This window comes from Macrococcoides bohemicum, from assembly GCF_003259675.1.
Lineage (GTDB): Bacteria > Bacillota > Bacilli > Staphylococcales > Staphylococcaceae > Macrococcoides > Macrococcoides bohemicum.
On record NZ_PZJG01000001.1, the window covers coordinates 349,578 to 368,478 of the forward strand.

The following is an 18,901-nucleotide window of genomic DNA, read 5'->3' on the forward strand; positions in this document are numbered from 1 at the left end:
AGGTGTAAATATGTATAATATTATTCCGATGCATCGAACTGCTGCCGAAGAAATAAGCATATGGGATTTTGGCAAAGGATATGAATTTTATAACATAGAAGAAGATCCGTATGTTATAGAGACATTTTTGAATGGTCATTATTATATTGTCTATAAAAATGATGAAATTTTTGGCTTTTTCTGTGATGGTGAAAGTGCGAGAATCAATGAAACATATCCTGAAGATGATGATATCTTAGATGTTGGATTCGCATTAAACCCGCATTGGATCGGTCAAAAAATGGGTGAGCAGCTATTAAATATTATGTTCCAGTATTATCATGCTCTTTATGACGTTCATATATTTCGGGTAACGGTAGCTTCATTCAATGTAAGAGGTATTAAACTATATGAAAGAATGGGATTTTACGAAGTAAATACGTTTTACGAAACGATTGATAATGAAAATATTAAATTTATAGTAATGTGCTATAATCAATCCCAAGACTGATGAAACTTTTTCTAAATAACGTTAAGATTGTATCAGAAAGTAGGGGATACAATGTTTAAGTTAATCAGAAGACTTATTAAAATAAGTCTACTTGTAGTTATAAGTGTTATGATATATTTTATCTTTGTCACTAATCCATTTAATGGTGAGGCAAATCAAGCAGTTAATGAACCTGTTCAAAATGCATCGACGTATACTTTAGAAGATAATGTGCTATTTAGAAATATTCCATTATCTCAGGTGAAGAATGCATTTAATTTTATGGATAAGCAGGAATTTATGGATGTATCCGGATTAACTCGAATGGGTTATAATGATGAATACTTAATTGGTCAGCGGGGCAGTGACTTTATCATGTATCGATTTGGTGAAAATAAATTATCTGTATTTCAATCAGAAAATGATTTATATCATGCTCTTAGTGAACGTCAGCAATCTATTGATATGAAAGATAAAAGTTTTTATTAAAGGTTAGAGATTCTAAAGGGTCTGGAGATAAAATTTATTTCCGGACCTTTATTTTGTTTTTCTAATAATTTTGTTTATAATAAATACGGTATATGTAGTAACATCAATCATTTTGACTGGATGGAGTTGTTTTTTTGTTTTATTTTAATAAACCAATCCGCATCATATTTTTAGCTATTGTTTGTCTCCTATTATCATCATGTAATCAACAATATAGTTTTAAGTCACAGTACAGCACTCCGACTATAAAACCGCTAAATCAAGTTTCGCTCTTGCCGTATATAATGAGTAAAATGACATTAGAACAAAAGATTGCGCAGCAATTTATTTTAGGTTTTCACGGCACGACATATAATAATGTGTTGGAAGAATATAATCAGCTGAATATTGGCGGGGTGATTTTATTTGCCCGAAATATCCAGTCAGTTGAACAAACAAGATTGCTTAATCAAACAATTTACGACCAAAATAAAGGTGTTCCAATGTTTATAGCGGTGGATCAGGAGGGTGGACGTGTGAATCGTTTCCCCGCGGGCATTCAGAATGTTGAACCTGCATTTCAAATTCGTAGCAATGGTGATCCGCGCGTTGCCTATGACAAGGGTGAATACATTGGAAGACGATTAAATGCATTAGGATTCAATGTAGACTTTGCACCATCTTTAGATATTTGGAGTAATCCCGCAAATAAAGTAATCGGGGATCGTAGTTTTGGTACGACTTATCAGGACGTCATAAAGTATGGCTTACCTTTTAATAGAGGAATTAATGATCAGGATGTTATTACGAGTGCGAAACACTTTCCTGGGCATGGTGATACTTTTACTGATAGTCATGAATCTTTGCCGGTAAGTCATCTGACAGAGAAACGTTTATTTGATAGTGAGTTACAACCATTTAAGGCAGCGATTAAGGATGATATCGATATGATTATGGTCAGCCACATATTATTCCCGGCAGTTGATGCAAACGCCCCGAGTTCAATGAGTAAAGCTATGGTTACAGATATACTCAAGCAAAAATTAGGCTATAAAGGTGTCATAGTTACCGACGATCTGGCCATGGGTGCTGTTATTAAAAATTACACACGAGAGCAGGCACTAATTAATGCAATAAATGCCGGTGAAACATGTTTATTGATTGGTTCAGATATTGGTGATATTCGCTATCAGATAGAATTTATTAAATCACAAGTGAAATCCGGTAAGATAGATGAGAACATTATTGATGAAAATGTTCAAAAAATACTCAAGTTAAAGCAAAAATATGGTATCGTATAATATATTAAAGTCATTTTAATGAGGTGTTAAGTTTGCCCAATTTTTATAAGAGAAATAAATTAGTTTTCTTTCTTTTTGGACTCATCATATTTATGGTTCTGGTTGGATTTTCACTGAGAGAAAGAGAAACAACGACAGTTGAATCATTTGTAGGAGATACAACTGCCATCGGTCAAAGAATCGTGTCATATCCTGCAATGTTTGTTACAGGTAATTTCGGTAATCTCATTAATATGTGGGATGCAAATGAAGAAAACAAAAAGCTGAAAGAAAAGATAAAAGGTTTTGCTCAAGTTGAAGCTGATAATTATCGTCTAGAAAAAGAAAATCAGGAACTAAGACAAGCATTAAAAACGGATAGTATTTCACAATATGATCCCGTGATTTCTACGATAATCGCTAGAAATCAGGATCAATGGATGAATACTTTTATCGTAAATAAAGGTAAATCATCTGGCATACGTGAAAATATGGCTGTGCTTACAACTGAAGGCTTAGTAGGACGTATAAAGAAGGTTAACAGTTATTCTTCACAAGTAGAATTAATCACTTCAAGCATAAAATCTAGTAAGATTAGTGTTACATTGCAGCAAGAAGGTCAGGATATATTTGGTATGATTGATCATTTTGATGAAAGTAAGAATTTACTTGTCTTATCTGATATAGATAATAATGTGAAAGTTAAACTTGGAACAAAAGTAGTTACAAGTGGACTTGGTGGTCAATTCCCTAAAGGCATCTTAATTGGAGAAGTAAAGAAAGTTGAAAATGATGAATTTGGATTGAGTCAAATTGCATATGTGGAAACGCAAGCTGATATTAATGAACTCACACAAGTTTATGTTGCTAAAAAAAGTCCTAAAGTGATTTCATTAGAAGGAAGTGGCGAGTAATGCAGCTTGTGATTATGCCGCTTATTGCGCTCATATTGTTTTACATTGATTCATTAATCAACTCAATTTGGCCGATCACTATTTTCAATGTTGATTATTTTTTTAAAGCACATTTATTATTTATGTATTTGTTGATAATAACGGTATATAAAAATCCGAAAGTAGCATTGATACTAGGTGTGTTATTTGGAATCATTTCAGATATTTATTTTGGCACAATCTATGGTATATATCTATTCGGTTTTATCATTGCTATACTTCTTATGAATCAATTATTTAAAGTCTTTTACAAAGATTTAAAGATGATGATTGTATTGTTCTTAGGATTTATCTTTCTGTTTGAAAACTTTTATTACATTGTCTTTGCAATTCTTGGAATTGCACATATCAATTATTTTTTATTTTTGTGGACACATGTTTTACCGTCGTTACTTATCAACTTCATTTTAATACTAGTCGTCTTTCCACTTATCCTGAAATTACTTGATAAGTATATGAAATAATGATTGACGGCGCATGTTTAAAATGATAATATATTGAAGTTGAGTAGTTTCAAAAGCTACATACAACCGCACAACTTTAGGTTTCAAGTGAGTAATCCACCTGAAGATGGCGTGACTTAAATAAAATAGGAGGTGCAAGTATGTTTGCAATTATTGAAACTGGTGGGAAACAATTAAAAGTTGAACAAGGTCAAGAAATCTGGGTTGAGAAATTAGACGCAGAAGCTGGTTCAACATTCACGTTTGATCAAGTATTAATGGTTGGTGGAGATTCAGTTAAAGTAGGTTCACCTGTAGTTGAAGGTGCTACTGTTACAGCGAAAGTTGAAAAACACGGTCGCGGTAAAAAAATCACTGTATTCAAATACAAACCAAAGAAAAACTACAAACGTAAACAAGGTCATCGTCAACCTTACACTAAATTAGTTATCGAAGCGATTAACGCGTAATGATTAACGTTACTATCTTAGTAAATGATGAAGGTCAAGTGACTCAGTTTACTATGGAAGGACATGCAGATAGTGCACCACACGGACAGGATCTTGTTTGTGCAGGCGCTTCAGCAATCGTCTTTGGTAGTATGAATGCAGTGATTGGTTTGACAGATGAACGACCGGACATTGATTATGCGGATGATGGTGGTTACTTTACTGCAAGGGTCGTTGACCTGAACAATAAAGAAGCACAACTGATTATTCAATCAATGCTCGTGTCATTACAGACGATTGAAGCTGAATACGGACAATATATTAAACTAAACTATAAGTGAGGTGTAACTCATGTTAAAATTAAACTTACAATTCTTCGCATCGAAAAAAGGGGTAGGTTCTACACGTAACGGACGTGACTCTGAATCAAAACGTTTAGGTGCTAAACGTGCGGATGGTCAATTCGTAACAGGTGGTTCTATTTTATACCGTCAACGCGGTACTAAAATTTATCCAGGTGAAAACGTTGGACGTGGTGGCGATGATACTTTATTCGCTAAAATCGACGGCGTTGTTAAATTTGAACGTTTCGGACGCGACAAAAAGAAAGTTTCAGTATACGCTGAAGCAAAATAATTAGATGATTAGGGACTGAGACATAACCATGTCTCAGTTCTTTTTTCATTTGTTTACCTCAGTCGTACAATTATTTAATCCATGATATAATGTGAGCAGGTGATTTAATGCATAATATTGAAACTTATATGAAAACTAAACATGATCTTGCAAACCAATTGCAGTTGTTAGATGCTTATTTTACATTTGGCCAAGTAGATAAAGCAGAGCGCTTATCTAAAAACATCGTTGCACAATTTAGGGATGAACAACAATTCCTAAAATTAAGTTGTCCCAAATCCATACAGTATTACGTCGATACTACATTAGATGAACGTTTGTTTGAATGGGCATTTGAAATTGAGCTTCTAACCAGTGCAATTGGCAATTATGATGAAACATTAAAAACGTTTATTCAAACATGTATAATGGATTACAAAAATAGAGTTGATACTAAATCATTAGTTACAATGAGTTTATTTGAGACAGATGATGAGATTGAATGTATTTTCGCATTAACAGGCAATATTAAAGACACGTCAAATGTATTATCAAACTGTGCATTGGCGAATGACGAAATTATCGAATACAAGTTAGAAATAAGAAAATAAGAGGTGTTTATATGTTTATAGATCAGGTCAAGATTAATTTAAAAGCAGGAGACGGTGGTAACGGTATCGTTGCCTATCGTCGTGAAAAATATGTGCCATTAGGTGGACCTGCTGGAGGAGATGGTGGTAAAGGGGCCTCTATTATATTCCAGGTAGATGAAGGTTTACGTACATTATTAGATTTCCGTTTCCAACGTATGTTCAAAGCTGAAAAAGGTGAGAATGGTCAGACAAGCAACATGCATGGAAGAGGAGCAAAAGATTTAATATTAAAAGTACCACCTGGCACGATTGTTAAAAACGCTGAAACCGGAGAAATTATTGCAGATTTAGTGTTACACGAACAAAGTGCAGTAGTAGCCAAAGGTGGACGTGGTGGACGTGGTAATTCACGATTTGCATCAGCAAGTAACCCTGCACCAGACTTCTGTGAAAATGGTGAACCAGGTGAAGAATTAGAAGTTTCTTTAGAACTTAAATTATTAGCCGACGTTGGTTTAGTTGGTTATCCAAGTGTTGGAAAATCAACGTTGCTTTCAATTGTTTCTAAAGCGAAGCCAAAAATTGGTGCTTATCATTTTACTACAATTAAACCCAATTTAGGTGTTGTACAAACAAAAGATAACCGTAGTTTTGTAATGGCTGATTTACCTGGTCTAATAGAAGGTGCTTCTGAGGGTGTTGGTTTAGGGCATCAATTCTTAAAGCACGTTGAACGTACACGCGTTATTATTCATATTATTGATATGGGACGTACGGATGGTCGTGATCCATATCAAGACTACGTTACTATCAATAAAGAGTTAGAAAACTATAATAAGAAATTAGCACGACGCCCACAAATTGTCGTTGCAAACAAGATGGATATGCCAAATGCGGATGAATATTTAGCAGAATTCAAAGAAAAAATGGGTGATGATGTTGAAATTATTGAATTAAGCGCAGCAACTTACCAAAACATAGATACGTTATTATATCGAGCAGCAGACTTATTAGATGCAACGAAAGATGTTGATTATGACATTGATGAAGAAGATACTGCAGTTCACCGTGTAATGTATAAACATGAAAAATCTGCAGATCACTTTGAAATTACACGAGCAGATGATGGTGCTTATGTTGTTAGTGGTGACTCAATCGAACGTTTATTCAAGATGACAGACTTCACACGTGATGCATCTGTGCGTCGTTTCGCACGTCAAATGCGTACGATGGGTATCGACGACGCATTACGTGAACGTGGCTGTAAAAATGGAGACATCGTTCGAATTATGCGCGGTGAGTTTGAATTTGTAGAGTAGCAGGTGAAGATATGACGGATCAAAATAAAAAGTTTTATTTAATTCGCGAAGACGTATTGCCTGAATCAGTAAAGAAAACTTTATTAATTAAAGATTTACTTGATAAAAATCCAAAGCTATCAATATTTGATGCAGTAAAAACATACGATTTATCCAGAAGTGCTTTTTATAAATATAAAGATACAATTTTTCCGGTTGATGAAAAAACACGGGAACGTAATATTACAATGATGGTCCAGGTAGACGATAAAGTTGGTTTGTTAAGTCGTATATTAGAATTTATTGCAAGTGAGAATGGGTCTGTGCTAACAATACACCAGACAATTCCAATTAAGGATAAAGCAACGATTACAATATCTTTAAATGCAACAAATATGGATTTAACGATTAACGAACTGATTGAAAAGATTGAAGCACTCGATTATGTTAATCAAGTGCAGCTACTTGGTATGAGTTTATAGGAGGGTACGATGTACGCTTATTTAGAAGGACAATTAAATGAAATTTTACCAACACATCTCGTTGTTGGCGTGAACGGTATAGGATATGAATGTCATGTACCAAATCCTTATCGCTTTCAAAAACATTTAAATAAAGATTTTAAATTATATACGCAGCTGGTTGTTCGTGAAGATGCACATACGCTATATGGTTTCGATTCAATGGAAGAAAAACAGTTGTTTTTATCTTTAAATAAAGTAACTGGTATAGGTCCAAAGTCTGCTTTAGCAATATTAGCATCAAGCTCACCAAAAGAAATTAAAAATGCGATTGAAAGTGAAAATGATAGTTATTTAATCAAGTTTCCTGGCATCGGTAAGAAGACAGCACGTCAAATGATACTTGATTTAAAAGGCAAATTGATTATTACGGATGAGACAGAAGTATTTAAAGAAATCACTGAGCAGAAGACTGAAGTTATCGAAGAAGCACTTCTTGCTTTAGAAGCCTTAGGTTACACAAAACGTGAACTTCAAAAAGTTGAAAAAGTATTAAAACAAGAGCAGCTTGCAACAGTTGATGAAAATGTCAAACGTGCCTTTCAAATGCTTATTTCATAAAGGAGTTGAAATGATTGGATGACAGAATTATAGATGATACGCTTTTAAACTCAGAGGAATTTCATGATGAATTAAGTTTGCGTCCGACAAAACTTTCCCAGTATATAGGCCAGGAAAAAATAAAACATAATCTGGATGTATTTATTCAAGCTGCAAAATTGCGTAATGAATCACTAGATCATGTGTTGTTATATGGTCCGCCTGGACTTGGTAAGACAACGCTCGCTACAATTGTGGCGAATGAACTCGGTGTAAATATTAGGACGACTTCAGGACCGTCAATAGAACGTCCGGGAGATTTAGCAGCAATTCTTTCAAGTTTAAATGCAGGCGATGTTCTTTTTATCGATGAAATTCATCGCCTAAGTCGCGTAGTTGAAGAAGTATTATATCCTGCAATGGAAGACTTTATGTTAGATATCGTAGTAGGTAAAGGCGAAGAGGCTAGAAGTATACGTATTGAATTACCACCATTCACTTTAATTGGTGCTACAACACGTGCCGGAAGCCTATCTGCACCTTTACGCGACCGTTTTGGTGTGCATTTAAGACTTGATTATTATTCTATAGATGATTTATCTCAAGTTGTGAGCCGCACAGCTGATGTGTTTGATGTAGCAATTGATGATGCATCAGTCACAGAACTTGCCATGCGTAGCCGTGGTACACCTCGTATAGCTAATCGTTTATTACGACGAGTGCGCGATTTTGCACAAGTTAAAAATGATGGTCATATTGATTTTGAAATTACATCAAATGCCTTGAATTTATTGCAGGTTGATGCCTATGGATTAGATCATATCGATCATAAAATATTAATGGCTATCATTGAAAGGTATAACGGTGGCCCGGTAGGTCTCGATACGATAGCTGTGTCTATCGGTGAGGAACGTATGACACTTGAAGATGTTTATGAACCCTATTTAATACAAAAAGGCTTTTTAGAACGTACGCAACGTGGACGTGTAGCCACACCGCTTGCTTATAAACATTTTAATATTCCGTTTGATAACGAAAAGAGGAAATAAAGTTGGATGTAAATGAATTTAATTTTGAATTACCAGAAAGATTAATTGCACAAACGCCTTTGCTTGATCGTACAGCAAGTCGATTACTCGCTTTAAATAAAACGACCGGAGAGATTACGCATACACATTTTAAATCGATAATCGATTATTTAAATGAAGGTGATACGCTTGTTCTTAATGATACCAAAGTAATGCCGGCACGTCTTTTTGGCGTTAAAAGTGATACAGGTGCAAAAATAGAAATGTTGATGCTTACTGAACATGATAATGGTTGGGAAGTTTTGATTAAACCCGCTAAGCGCGTTCAAATCGGAACAGAAGTATCCTTTGGGGATGGTAAGATTATAGCGACATGTGTCGATATGCTTGAGCAGGGCGGTCGTATCATGCAGCTAAAGTATGATGGGATTTTACAGGAACGACTTGATGAATTAGGTTTAATGCCGCTACCACCTTATATAAAGGAAACACTAGATGATCAAGATCGTTATCAAACAGTCTATGCAAAAGCTGTTGGCTCTGCTGCAGCACCTACGGCTGGTCTTCACTTTACAAAAGAATTATTAGCAGCAATAGAAGAAAAAGGCGTTAACATTACATATATCACATTGCATGTCGGTTTAGGGACGTTCCGACCGGTGAGTGTTGATTCGGTTGAAGATCATGATATGCACAGTGAATACTACGAGATGACTGCAGAAACTGCACAATTGTTAAATCGTACAAAAGCGAGTGGTAAACGTATTATCTCTGTAGGTACTACTTCAACACGAACACTAGAGACAATTGCAGATGAAAAAGGTCACTTTGAAGCACAAAGTGGATGGACAGATATCTTCATCTATCCAGGATATAAATTTAAAGCGATAGATGCAATGATAACAAACTTCCATTTACCTAAATCTACACTTGTAATGTTAGTATCAAGCTTAGCAACAAAAGAAATTATATTAAATGCATATCATGAAGCAGTTAAAGAAGAATATCGCTTCTTTAGTTTCGGAGATGCGATGTTGATTTATTAAAAGGAGAACATTTATGCCAGCAGTAACTTATGAACATATAAAAACTTGTAAACAATCTGGAGCGCGTCTTGGTATTGTCCATACACCACACGGTTCTTTTGAAACACCGATGTTTATGCCAGTTGGAACGCAAGCGACAGTAAAAACGATGAGTCCGGAAGAATTAAAAGCAATGAATGCAAAAATCATTCTAAGTAATACATATCACTTATGGCTTCGACCTGGGAGTGATATCATTCGCGAAGCGGGTGGATTACACAAATTTATGAACTGGGATAGACCCATCTTAACAGATAGCGGTGGCTTTCAGGTATTTAGTTTAAGTGATATGCGTAAGATTGAAGAAGAAGGTGTACATTTCAGACACCATCTAAACGGCTCTAAATTATTCCTGAGTCCTGAAAAAGCAATGCATATTCAAAATGATTTAGGATCAGATATTATGATGGCATTTGATGAATGTCCGCCGATGCCTGCTACGTATGAGTATGTAAAAGCGAGTATCGAAAGAACAAGTCGTTGGGCTGAACGCTGTTTAGAAGCGCATCAAAGACCAAATGATCAGGCATTATTCGGTATTATTCAGGGTGGAGAGTACGAGGATTTACGTACACAATCAGCTAAAGATTTAGTTTCATTAGATTTTCCGGGATACGCGATAGGCGGTTTATCTGTAGGTGAACCTAAACCAATCATGTATAGAATGTTAGAGCATACGACACCGCTCATGCCATTTGATAAACCACGTTACTTAATGGGTGTTGGATCTCCGGATGCACTCATTGAAGGCGCAATTCGTGGTATTTATATGTTTGACTGTGTTTTACCAACACGAATTGCACGTAATGGTACTTGTATGACAAGTAAGGGTCGTGTGGTTGTAAAGAACGCCAAATACGAACGTGATTATACGCCACTTGATGAAAATTGTGATTGTTACACTTGCAAAAATTATACGAAAGCATATATTCGTCACTTAATTAAAGCTGATGAGACTTTTGGAATTCGTTTAACAACAATCCATAATTTACATTTCTTATTGAATATGATGGAACAGGTAAGAGAAGCAATTCGTAATGACCGTCTACTTGATTTCAAGGAAGAATTCTTTGAAGCATACGGTTTAAATGTTGAAAATCCAAAAAACTTTTAGGAGGTAAATGATGTCACCAGAAATGCAGGCAATTATCGTACAAATATTACCGTTGATCGTATTATTATTTGTGGCATATTTTTTAATGATTAGACCACAGCAAAAAAGAACGAAAGAACAACAGGAACTACTTAGAAACTTAAAAAGAGGCGACAAAGTTGCTACTATCGGTGGATTACAAGGTACAGTGAAATCAGTTGATGCACACTTTGTAACGATCATTGTCAATAACAAAGGTACAGAAATGACTTTTGATAAGATGGCAATCAAAAAAGCTAAGTAAAAGTATGGGTTATTAAAATTAATCGCGTAATAAATCAAATAAAAAATCCTATTAAATTAAATATTTTTATATATTTATCAAATTTTACACATCTTTAATATCGTTTTAAGTTAAGGTTATGTTATTATTTATTACATTGGTAAAATGTGTTTTTAAATTTGAGTTTTTGAGGTGGAACTGTGAAAAAACGTAGCAGATTGATAGCGTTACTGTTATTAACAATACTGTTGTTCAGCTCAATGGGTGTAACAGTAAAAGGTATTATGGAGAAAGTAAATCTGGGTTTAGATTTACAAGGTGGTTTTGAAGTACTTTATAAAGTTGATAAACTAGATAAAAACGACAAAATCGATAGTGAAGTAGTTAAGGCAACGAGTAAGACACTTGAATCGCGTGTCAATGTTTTAGGGGTATCAGAACCTAAAATTCAGATAGAAAATAATGACAGAATTCGTGTTCAGCTTGCCGGTGTTAAAAATCAAAATGAAGCACGAGAGATTTTATCTACAAGTGCGAACCTTACGATTCGTGACGCTAATGATAAGTTACTTCTTTCAGGTAAAGATTTAGTACAAGGTGGTGCTAAACAAGCATTTGATCAGAATAGTAATGCACCTGTTGTTACCTTAAAATTAAAATCAGCGAAAAAATTTGCTGATGTTACACGTAAAATTTCAAAACAGAACCCAAATATAATGGTTATCTGGATGGACTTTGAAGAAGGTAAAGATAGCTATAAAAAAGAAGCTAAGCGTGAACAGGCTGGAAAAGAACCTAAATACGTGAGTGCTGCCGGAGTATCACAGGAAATCAATTCGCAAAATGTTGAGATTTCAGGTGGATTCCAGGGTGAAGAAGGATTAATACGTGCAAAACAAATTGCTGACTTATTAAACTCAGGTTCACTACCAGTTAAACTTACAGAAGTTTATTCAACTTCTGTTGGTGCTCAGTTTGGGCAAGATGCGTTACATGATACAATGTTAGCATCTGCAGTCGGAGTAGGATTAATTTTCTTATTTATGATTTTCTATTACCGTTTACCAGGTATATTAGCTGTCATCTCTTTATCTGCTTATATTTGGTTAACGATGATAGCATTTAATATGATCCATGGTGTACTTACGTTACCGGGTATTGCAGCGTTAGTGTTAGGTGTAGGTATGGCCGTTGATGCCAATATCATCATGTATGAACGTATTAAAGATGAATTGAAGATTGGCCGTAGCGTAAAACAGGCATTTAAAAAAGGATCTAGCTCATCATTTTTAACGATACTCGATGCCAACTTAACAACAGTACTTGCTGCTTTAGTATTATTCTTCTTAGGAACAAGTAGTGTTAAAGGTTTTGCGACAATGTTGTTACTAGGTATCTTAATGATCTTTATTACACAAGTATTCTTTACACGTCTATTATTGAGTCTTGCTGTAAATTCAGGATTCTTTGATAAGAAATTTAGTTTCTTCGGTGTGAACAGCAAACAGCGTCATCACCTTTCAGAAGGCATCGATGTACATGATCTAAAGACACGCTGGGATCGTATTAATTTCGTAAAGCTTGCAAAACCTTTACTTGCAGCATCATTAGCCTCTATTATTATCGGAAGTATTATCATTGCCTTAATGGGATTAAATTTAGGCATCGACTTTAAATCAGGAACACGTGTAGATGTGAAGAGCGATCAAGTGATAAAAGTAGACGACGTTAAAACATCATTGAAATCTTTAGATTTAGAAACTGATAATATTATTGTTAATTCTGATACAAATAAAACAGCTGTAATTCAATTCAAAGATCCATTGACTAAAAATCAAATTAGAGATTTAAAATCTGACTTTGATAAGAAATTCGGGCATGAACCGAATGTAAATACTGTTTCTAGTGAAATTGGTAAAGAATTAGCTAAAAATGCGATTAAATCTGTAATCATTGCATCTATCGGTATCATCATCTATGTAACATTCCGATTTGAATGGAGAATGGGTTTAACATCTGTACTTTCTCTATTACACGATGCGTTTTTAATCATTGCGTTCTTTAGTATTTTCAGAATAGAAGTGGATGTCACATTTATCGCAGCGATTCTGACAATTATCGGTTACTCAATCAACGATACAATCGTAACTTTTGACCGTGTACGTGAGAACCTGCATAAAATGAAAGTCATTACACGTCCAGAACAGATTGATGACATCGTTAATAGTTCAATTCGACAAACATTAACGCGTTCAATCAATACGGTATTAACTGTAATTATCGTTGTTGTTGCTTTGATGTTACTTGGAGCATCTAGTATCTTTAACTTCTCACTTGCATTACTTGTAGGATTAATTTCCGGAGTGTTTAGTTCGATCTTTATTGCCGTACCACTTTGGGGTATCTTAAAGAAACGTCAATTAAAAGCAAATGGTGGACGTCTAACAGTTTATGAAGAAAAGAAAGCTAATGATGAAAAGATATATGTATAATAAAAAAGAAAAATCATGTCTATACATGATTTTTCTTTTTTTGTTTAAAATTCACAAATTACATTAAATTTTTATTATGATTAAGATATCAGTCATTTGGAGGAGAATTATGAAAATCACAAAGATTATTGGCCACTATATTCAACTACCGTTAAAAGAACCATTTATAATTAATTATGCAACATATGATAGCATGCACTCAGTAATTGTAGAAATACATACTGACACCGGCATTATAGGATTTGGAGAAGGTGTTGCTGATGAGCATGTTACTGGTGAAAGTGCTGCGGGTATTTTTGCAAATCTTGCAATGATTGCACCTAAACTTATCGGAGAAAATCCGTTAAATATTGAAGCCATTCATTTAAAGCTCGATGAAATGATTTTAGGCAATCCTGCATTAAAGGCAAGTATAGATATTGCATTATATGATATTTTAGGTAAACATGCTAATTTGCCAATTTATCAGTTGCTTGGAGGAAAAACAGTTGAAAGACTAGATTACGCAAAAGTATTAAGTGTAAAAAATATTGAAGAAACAAAAAAAGATATTGATATATTACTTGAATCTGGGTATAAAGTGATTAAAGTTAAACTTGGTGGTAACATATTTGATGATATTCTGAAACTGAAACAGATACTAGAGTATATTAAAGAAGCAGATGCAATCGTTCGTGTTGACTGCAATCAAGCCTGGTCTAATCCTAAGGCGATTATTCAGGCATTGAAATCTATAGATGATCCGAAATTGAAATGGATTGAACAACCATTGAAATATAATGATATTGAAGGTATGAAATATTTATATGAAAATATGAATGTGTGCTTAATGGCGGATGAAATGATTAAAGATATACATGATTTAGCAAGACTCTCTACGCCACATTTTGATTTATTGAATGTAAAACTAATGAAGTGTGGCGGTATTCACAACGCTGTAAAATTAATTCGTTTCGCTGAAGGTTTAGGTATTGAATGTCAAATTGGTTCAATGGTGGAATCATCTATTGGCAGCGCTGCAGGTTACCATACAGCAATGGCGTTAAATAATGTCAAATCAACTGAATTAACTGGATCTTTACTCTTCAGTCAGGATATCGGTGACTTGAAATTTAATATTCCTTATGTTGATTTAGGTGATGTACCAGGACTAGGCATTACAATAAATAAAGAAGCATTAGCAGCATTAACTGTTAAAAAATTTGAAGTATAATTTAATTAATAGATAAAAGTAATAAAATTAAAAAAATAATTTTAAACAATTTTATAAAGGGGATTAACATGGATAATACTGATTTTCATGATAGGATATTAGATATTAATCGTGAACTGAATTTAAGAGCTGAAGTAAGTTGGGATGAAGAGAAAACAACTAAATATATAGAAAAGTTATTTAGAGATGAATACGAAGTACATCGATTTAATAAAACTGGATTATACATTAAAGTACCTGGAAAAATTGATAAGACTGTCGCATTTAGAAGTGATATCGATGCATTACCATACAACTTTGAAGATGGATTGAAAGTAATCCATGCATGTGGTCATGATGCGCATATGACAACTTTGATTGGTCTGTTGTTTAAATTGAAGCTAACAAATTATAAACCTAAATATAACTTATTGTTTATCTTCCAGCCTGCTGAAGAAGCTGGAAGTGGTGCTAAATATGTATTAGAACACGATATTTTAAATGATGTTGAATTTATGTTCGGTATGCATGTCAGACCAAAAAATGAATTGAAAGGAAATGAATTTTCGAGCAGTATCCAGCATGGAGCAAGCGCAACACTTCACGTAGATATAACAACGACGGAAGGTCATGCGGGTCGTCCATGGGAATCTATCAATAGCATTGATATTGCAATGGCGTTAAATCAAAAAATTAAAGCGCTGAACAATGAAAAAGACAGATCTTTTTCTATTAAGATGACGACGATTGAAACGCTTGGAGGGACTCATAATACGATTCCGGGCACAGTAAATTGTGTATTTGATGTTAGGGCACAATACAACGATAAGATGGCTTCTTTACAGGAAAATATTGATAGAATCTGCGAGATGATCAAAGGTCAATATGATTGTACACTAAAATATTACTATTCAAGTAATACTGTTGCAGCAGAAGTAAGTGATGAAGCTAGAAATATATTAACAGAAGTACTTCGTGAACAGCAGCATGATTATATAGAAACAATTGTAACACCTGGTGCTGAAGATTTTCATACGTACTCAAACACGCTGCCTGAGATTAAAACGACGATGCTTGGTATTGGATGTAATATGAATCATGGACTACATCATCCCGAAATGAAATACGACAAAGAATCAATATTTACTGCGATAAATATTTATTATGATGTGATAAAAAAAATAGATAAAAAAGTAAGTTAAATTGGAGGCATTCATTTTCTAAAATGAATGCCTTCATGTATAATTCTAGATTGTAGGGGGATTGTTATGAAGAAAATGAAATGGCAAGTGTCAAGGATAGAAAATACAATTCCTGATGACTTAATCAAGAAATATAAAATTTCTAGTATCAATCAGAAAATATTAAATGCACGAAATATCGTAACAGATGAACAGCTCAATGATGTCTTTTCTGAAGGTAGTATGCATGACCCGTTTTTAATGTTTGATATGGCAAAAGCAATATCGAGAATAAAAGTTGCAATTGAAAACGGTGAACCGATTCTCGTTTATGGTGATTATGATGCAGATGGTGTGACAAGTACAACTGTTCTTGTCAAAACGCTGGAATCCATGGGCGCTTTAGTTGGCTGGTATATTCCTAATCGATTTACAGAAGGATATGGTCCAAATGAAGATGCATTTCGTCAGGCAGCAGATGAAGGTGTTAAATTAATTATTACCGTTGATAATGGTATTCAAGGTCATCATGAAGTGGATGTTGCCAATGCACTGGGTATGGACATTATAATAACAGACCATCATGAAATTGGTGAAACATTACCAAACGCATATGCAATCATACATCCGATGCATCCAGATGGCAACTATCCTTTCGAACACTTGGCAGGCGTAGGTGTAGCTTATAAGTTGAGTCATGCTTTACTTGGTGAACAAAATGAACAATATTTGGCATTCGTAGCGATTGGAACGATAAGTGACCTCGTTTCCATGACTGGAGAAAATAGAGCGATGGTTAAGCGTGGGTTAAAGTTGCTAAATCAAATGCCACCTGTAGGTGTTGCAGCATTGTTAAAACAAGCTGGTTACTCTGGTTTGATCGATGAGGAAACTATTGGGTTTATTATCGGCCCTAGATTAAATGCTGTCGGACGACTGGACGATGCAAAAATTGCTGCTGAACTTTTACAGCTGGATGACGCTGAGGAAGCGGAATGGATGGCCGAACAAGTTGATAGTTTTAATGTTGAACGTAAAGCTATCGTAGCGTCAATTACGCAGGAAGCAATGATTGAAGCTGAAGAGAAAATCAGTAATGGCAATCGTTTTCTAGTCCTTGCAAAAGAGCATTGGAATGAGGGTGTCCTTGGTATAGTTGCGAGTCGTATCGTTGAAAAATATAATCTGCCGACCATAGTCTTAAATATAGATTATGTGAATGACTACGCAAAGGGTTCAGCACGGAGTGTTGAGCAGATTTCAATGTATGAAAGTCTTGACCAGGCGCGAGAATTGATTACTAAGTTTGGTGGCCATCATATGGCAGCTGGTTTGACGTTACCAATCGATCATATTGAACAGTTAGAACGTAGTATCAATCATTATTTGGAAAGCGTATTAGAAGGTGAACCGATAACTTCCCAATTAAATATAGATACTGTTATTGATATGGATGATATTACAGTAAAAAATATTAGTGATATAGAATTATTAAGACCATTTGGAACAGATTTTAAAGCACCGGTAATAGGTTTATATGACCAGACGATTAGTGAGATAAAACAAATTGGACAAAATGCAGCACATTTAAAGTTTAAAACAATGTCAGATTTGAATTGTTTAATGTGGAAACAAGGTGAATTAATCAAAGAGTTTCCTTCAGGAGCTGTTATTAATTTAGCGGGTGCACTGCAACTCAATGAATGGAATGGCAATATTTCGCCACAAATGATTGTGCAGTCAATGCAATCTGATGAAATTAAAATGATTGATTTTCGCAATGCGCATCCGAGAAAATTTGCATTTTTAAAAGATGAACAAGTTGCCTATGTTATTCATCCAGATCAGCAAAAAATCAACGAAAATTACTATTATTATGGCGAATCTGTATTTGGACATGATAAAATAGTATTTAGAGATATCCCTCATAATTATGACAGTTTCAAAAAAACATTTGATACAATTGATGCAGATACTATCTATTTAATTTTTCATAAGAAAAATCAAATTTACTTCGAAGGTATGCCTAGTATTGAAAAATTCAAATTATTATTCAAATGTTTTAAAATGAAGCCGGTCATTGATTTAAAGACGGATGGTGGTTATCTTATTGATTTACTGAAGGTGAAGCCTGATACTTTACTATTCATGTTAGAAGTATACAAAGATTTAAACTTTATTTATCAATCTGAATTAACTTATCATTTAAATGAAACGATTGAAAAGGCTGAAATACAGTCTTCAGAAACGTATCAAAAAAGATTAAATGCTTTAAAAATAGAACAGACTTTCCTGTTCTCAACATTTGACAGTTTTAAACAACAAATTATGAAATAATATTTAAAAAATAAATGAATTTTATTGTGGAGGCACAAAGATGGATTTAAAAAATCATATTGCAGAAGTGAAAGACTGGCCAAAAGAAGGTATTAGCTTTAAAGATATTACAACTTTGATGGATAATGGTGAAGCATATGCCTATGCTACAGATCAGATTGTTAATTTCGCACGTGAAAAAGAAATTGATATCGTAGTTGGACCAGAAGCACGTGGATTTATAATCGGATGTCCAGTCGCTTATGCAATGAACATTGGCTTTGCACCTGTTAGAAAAGAAGGTAAATTACCAAGGGAAGTTATTCGTTATGAATATGATCTTGAATATGGTAGTAACGTGTTAACGATGCATAAAGATGCGATTAAACCAGGTCAACGTGTATTAATAACAGATGATTTACTAGCAACAGGTGGAACGATTGAAGCAACAATAAAATTAATTGAGCAATTAGGTGGAATTGTTGCAGGTATTGCCTTTATTATAGATTTAAAATATTTAAACGGTATGCAGAAGTTAGAAGGGTACGATGTTTTAACATTGGTAGAGTATGAAGAAGAATAATAATCGTTTACCGAAAAAG

General features: G+C 34.4%; 21 protein-coding genes and 1 other annotated feature. All 21 genes read left to right on the forward strand.

The features are described from left to right. The first annotated feature begins 10 nt into the window (after positions 1-10). The 21 genes from BHX94_RS02510 (at position 11) to BHX94_RS02610 (ending at position 18,882) form a co-directional block, all read left to right on the forward strand. A complete protein-coding gene (locus BHX94_RS02510) occupies positions 11-490 on the forward strand; it encodes a GNAT family N-acetyltransferase (protein WP_157742167.1) in 480 nt (159 codons plus the stop codon). A 51-nt stretch (positions 491-541) separates the two neighbouring features. Further along, positions 542-958, forward strand: coding sequence for a DUF4930 family protein (locus BHX94_RS02515; RefSeq protein ID WP_111744794.1), 417 nt, complete (start codon positions 542-544; stop codon positions 956-958). Between the two features lie 284 nt (positions 959-1,242). Further along, complete coding sequence (locus BHX94_RS02520; protein WP_111744795.1) at positions 1,243-2,238, forward strand: glycoside hydrolase family 3 protein; 996 nt, start codon at positions 1,243-1,245, stop codon at positions 2,236-2,238. A 23-nt stretch (positions 2,239-2,261) separates the two neighbouring features. Further along, positions 2,262-3,131, forward strand: coding sequence for a rod shape-determining protein MreC (gene mreC, locus BHX94_RS02525; protein ID WP_242446640.1), 870 nt, complete (start codon positions 2,262-2,264; stop codon positions 3,129-3,131). After that, a complete protein-coding gene (mreD, locus tag BHX94_RS02530) occupies positions 3,131-3,634 on the forward strand; it encodes a rod shape-determining protein MreD (protein ID WP_111744797.1) in 504 nt (167 codons plus the stop codon). Before mreC ends, mreD begins: the two co-directional genes overlap by 1 nt. 54 nt (positions 3,635-3,688) lie before the next feature. Continuing rightward, positions 3,689-3,761: a sequence feature (ribosomal protein L21 leader region), on the forward strand. Between the two features lie 13 nt (positions 3,762-3,774). Beyond that, a complete protein-coding gene (rplU, locus tag BHX94_RS02535; RefSeq protein ID WP_096076258.1) occupies positions 3,775-4,083 on the forward strand; it encodes a 50S ribosomal protein L21 in 309 nt (102 codons plus the stop codon). Continuing rightward, positions 4,083-4,403, forward strand: a complete 321-nt coding sequence (locus tag BHX94_RS02540; RefSeq protein WP_096076259.1) for a ribosomal-processing cysteine protease Prp — start codon at positions 4,083-4,085, stop codon at positions 4,401-4,403. Before rplU ends, BHX94_RS02540 begins: the two co-directional genes overlap by 1 nt. A 10-nt stretch (positions 4,404-4,413) precedes the next feature. After that, positions 4,414-4,698, forward strand: coding sequence for a 50S ribosomal protein L27 (gene rpmA / locus BHX94_RS02545; protein WP_096076260.1), 285 nt, complete (start codon positions 4,414-4,416; stop codon positions 4,696-4,698). Between the two features lie 128 nt (positions 4,699-4,826). Then, positions 4,827-5,288 carry a Spo0B domain-containing protein gene (locus tag BHX94_RS02550; protein WP_170120738.1) on the forward strand — a complete coding sequence of 154 codons (462 nt, stop codon included), beginning with the start codon at positions 4,827-4,829 and terminating at the stop codon, positions 5,286-5,288. 11 nt (positions 5,289-5,299) lie between these two features. Then, positions 5,300-6,589, forward strand: a complete 1,290-nt coding sequence (gene obgE, locus BHX94_RS02555; protein ID WP_096076262.1) for a GTPase ObgE — start codon at positions 5,300-5,302, stop codon at positions 6,587-6,589. Positions 6,590-6,600: 11 nt separating this feature from the next. Next, positions 6,601-7,050 (forward strand): ACT domain-containing protein, encoded by a 450-nt coding sequence (locus BHX94_RS02560; RefSeq protein WP_099580096.1) that lies wholly within the window; start codon positions 6,601-6,603, stop codon positions 7,048-7,050. 9 nt (positions 7,051-7,059) lie between these two features. Further along, on the forward strand, positions 7,060-7,650 hold the full coding sequence (gene ruvA, locus BHX94_RS02565) for a Holliday junction branch migration protein RuvA (protein ID WP_096076264.1): 591 nt from the start codon (positions 7,060-7,062) through the stop codon (positions 7,648-7,650). A 14-nt stretch (positions 7,651-7,664) separates the two neighbouring features. After that, positions 7,665-8,678 (forward strand): Holliday junction branch migration DNA helicase RuvB, encoded by a 1,014-nt coding sequence (gene ruvB / locus BHX94_RS02570; protein ID WP_111744798.1) that lies wholly within the window; start codon positions 7,665-7,667, stop codon positions 8,676-8,678. A gap of 2 nt (positions 8,679-8,680) precedes the next feature. After that, on the forward strand, positions 8,681-9,703 hold the full coding sequence (gene queA / locus BHX94_RS02575; protein ID WP_111744799.1) for a tRNA preQ1(34) S-adenosylmethionine ribosyltransferase-isomerase QueA: 1,023 nt from the start codon (positions 8,681-8,683) through the stop codon (positions 9,701-9,703). A gap of 13 nt (positions 9,704-9,716) precedes the next feature. Then, positions 9,717-10,856: a tRNA guanosine(34) transglycosylase Tgt gene (gene tgt, locus BHX94_RS02580; RefSeq protein WP_111744800.1), complete on the forward strand. Its 1,140-nt coding sequence runs from the start codon at positions 9,717-9,719 to the stop codon at positions 10,854-10,856. A gap of 10 nt (positions 10,857-10,866) precedes the next feature. Then, the gene (yajC, locus tag BHX94_RS02585; RefSeq protein ID WP_379875001.1) at positions 10,867-11,139 is read left to right on the forward strand and encodes a preprotein translocase subunit YajC; all 273 of its coding nucleotides are present in this window, start codon (positions 10,867-10,869) and stop codon (positions 11,137-11,139) included. Positions 11,140-11,318: 179 nt separating this feature from the next. After that, positions 11,319-13,610, forward strand: a complete 2,292-nt coding sequence (gene secDF / locus BHX94_RS02590; protein WP_111744801.1) for a protein translocase subunit SecDF — start codon at positions 11,319-11,321, stop codon at positions 13,608-13,610. 109 nt (positions 13,611-13,719) lie between these two features. Continuing rightward, entirely contained in the window at positions 13,720-14,823 is a 1,104-nt protein-coding gene (locus BHX94_RS02595; protein WP_170120739.1) for a mandelate racemase/muconate lactonizing enzyme family protein, read from the forward strand. 68 nt (positions 14,824-14,891) lie between these two features. Next, positions 14,892-16,004: an amidohydrolase gene (locus BHX94_RS02600; RefSeq protein WP_111744803.1), complete on the forward strand. Its 1,113-nt coding sequence runs from the start codon at positions 14,892-14,894 to the stop codon at positions 16,002-16,004. A 66-nt stretch (positions 16,005-16,070) separates the two neighbouring features. Further along, a complete protein-coding gene (gene recJ, locus BHX94_RS02605; protein ID WP_111744804.1) occupies positions 16,071-18,320 on the forward strand; it encodes a single-stranded-DNA-specific exonuclease RecJ in 2,250 nt (749 codons plus the stop codon). A gap of 40 nt (positions 18,321-18,360) precedes the next feature. Next, complete coding sequence (locus BHX94_RS02610) at positions 18,361-18,882, forward strand: adenine phosphoribosyltransferase (RefSeq protein WP_111744805.1); 522 nt, start codon at positions 18,361-18,363, stop codon at positions 18,880-18,882. Positions 18,883-18,901: the final 19 nt, after the last annotated feature.

Bases quoted from the DNA above. Each gene is read 5' to 3' on its own strand.
- BHX94_RS02510 (WP_157742167.1), top strand. From the start codon at position 11: ATGTATAATATTATTCCGATGCATCGAACTGCTGCCGAAGAAATAAGC.
- BHX94_RS02515 (WP_111744794.1), top strand. From the start codon at position 542: ATGTTTAAGTTAATCAGAAGACTTATTAAAATAAGTCTACTTGTAGTT.
- BHX94_RS02520 (WP_111744795.1), top strand. From the start codon at position 1,243: ATGAGTAAAATGACATTAGAACAAAAGATTGCGCAGCAATTTATTTTA.
- mreD (WP_111744797.1), top strand. From the start codon at position 3,131: ATGCAGCTTGTGATTATGCCGCTTATTGCGCTCATATTGTTTTACATT.
- rplU (WP_096076258.1), top strand. From the start codon at position 3,775: ATGTTTGCAATTATTGAAACTGGTGGGAAACAATTAAAAGTTGAACAA.
- BHX94_RS02540 (WP_096076259.1), top strand. From the start codon at position 4,083: ATGATTAACGTTACTATCTTAGTAAATGATGAAGGTCAAGTGACTCAG.
- rpmA (WP_096076260.1), top strand. From the start codon at position 4,414: ATGTTAAAATTAAACTTACAATTCTTCGCATCGAAAAAAGGGGTAGGT.
- BHX94_RS02550 (WP_170120738.1), top strand. From the start codon at position 4,827: ATGAAAACTAAACATGATCTTGCAAACCAATTGCAGTTGTTAGATGCT.
- obgE (WP_096076262.1), top strand. From the start codon at position 5,300: ATGTTTATAGATCAGGTCAAGATTAATTTAAAAGCAGGAGACGGTGGT.
- BHX94_RS02560 (WP_099580096.1), top strand. From the start codon at position 6,601: ATGACGGATCAAAATAAAAAGTTTTATTTAATTCGCGAAGACGTATTG.
- ruvA (WP_096076264.1), top strand. From the start codon at position 7,060: ATGTACGCTTATTTAGAAGGACAATTAAATGAAATTTTACCAACACAT.
- tgt (WP_111744800.1), top strand. From the start codon at position 9,717: ATGCCAGCAGTAACTTATGAACATATAAAAACTTGTAAACAATCTGGA.
- yajC (WP_379875001.1), top strand. From the start codon at position 10,867: ATGTCACCAGAAATGCAGGCAATTATCGTACAAATATTACCGTTGATC.
- BHX94_RS02595 (WP_170120739.1), top strand. From the start codon at position 13,720: ATGAAAATCACAAAGATTATTGGCCACTATATTCAACTACCGTTAAAA.
- BHX94_RS02600 (WP_111744803.1), top strand. From the start codon at position 14,892: ATGGATAATACTGATTTTCATGATAGGATATTAGATATTAATCGTGAA.
- recJ (WP_111744804.1), top strand. From the start codon at position 16,071: ATGAAGAAAATGAAATGGCAAGTGTCAAGGATAGAAAATACAATTCCT.
- BHX94_RS02610 (WP_111744805.1), top strand. From the start codon at position 18,361: ATGGATTTAAAAAATCATATTGCAGAAGTGAAAGACTGGCCAAAAGAA.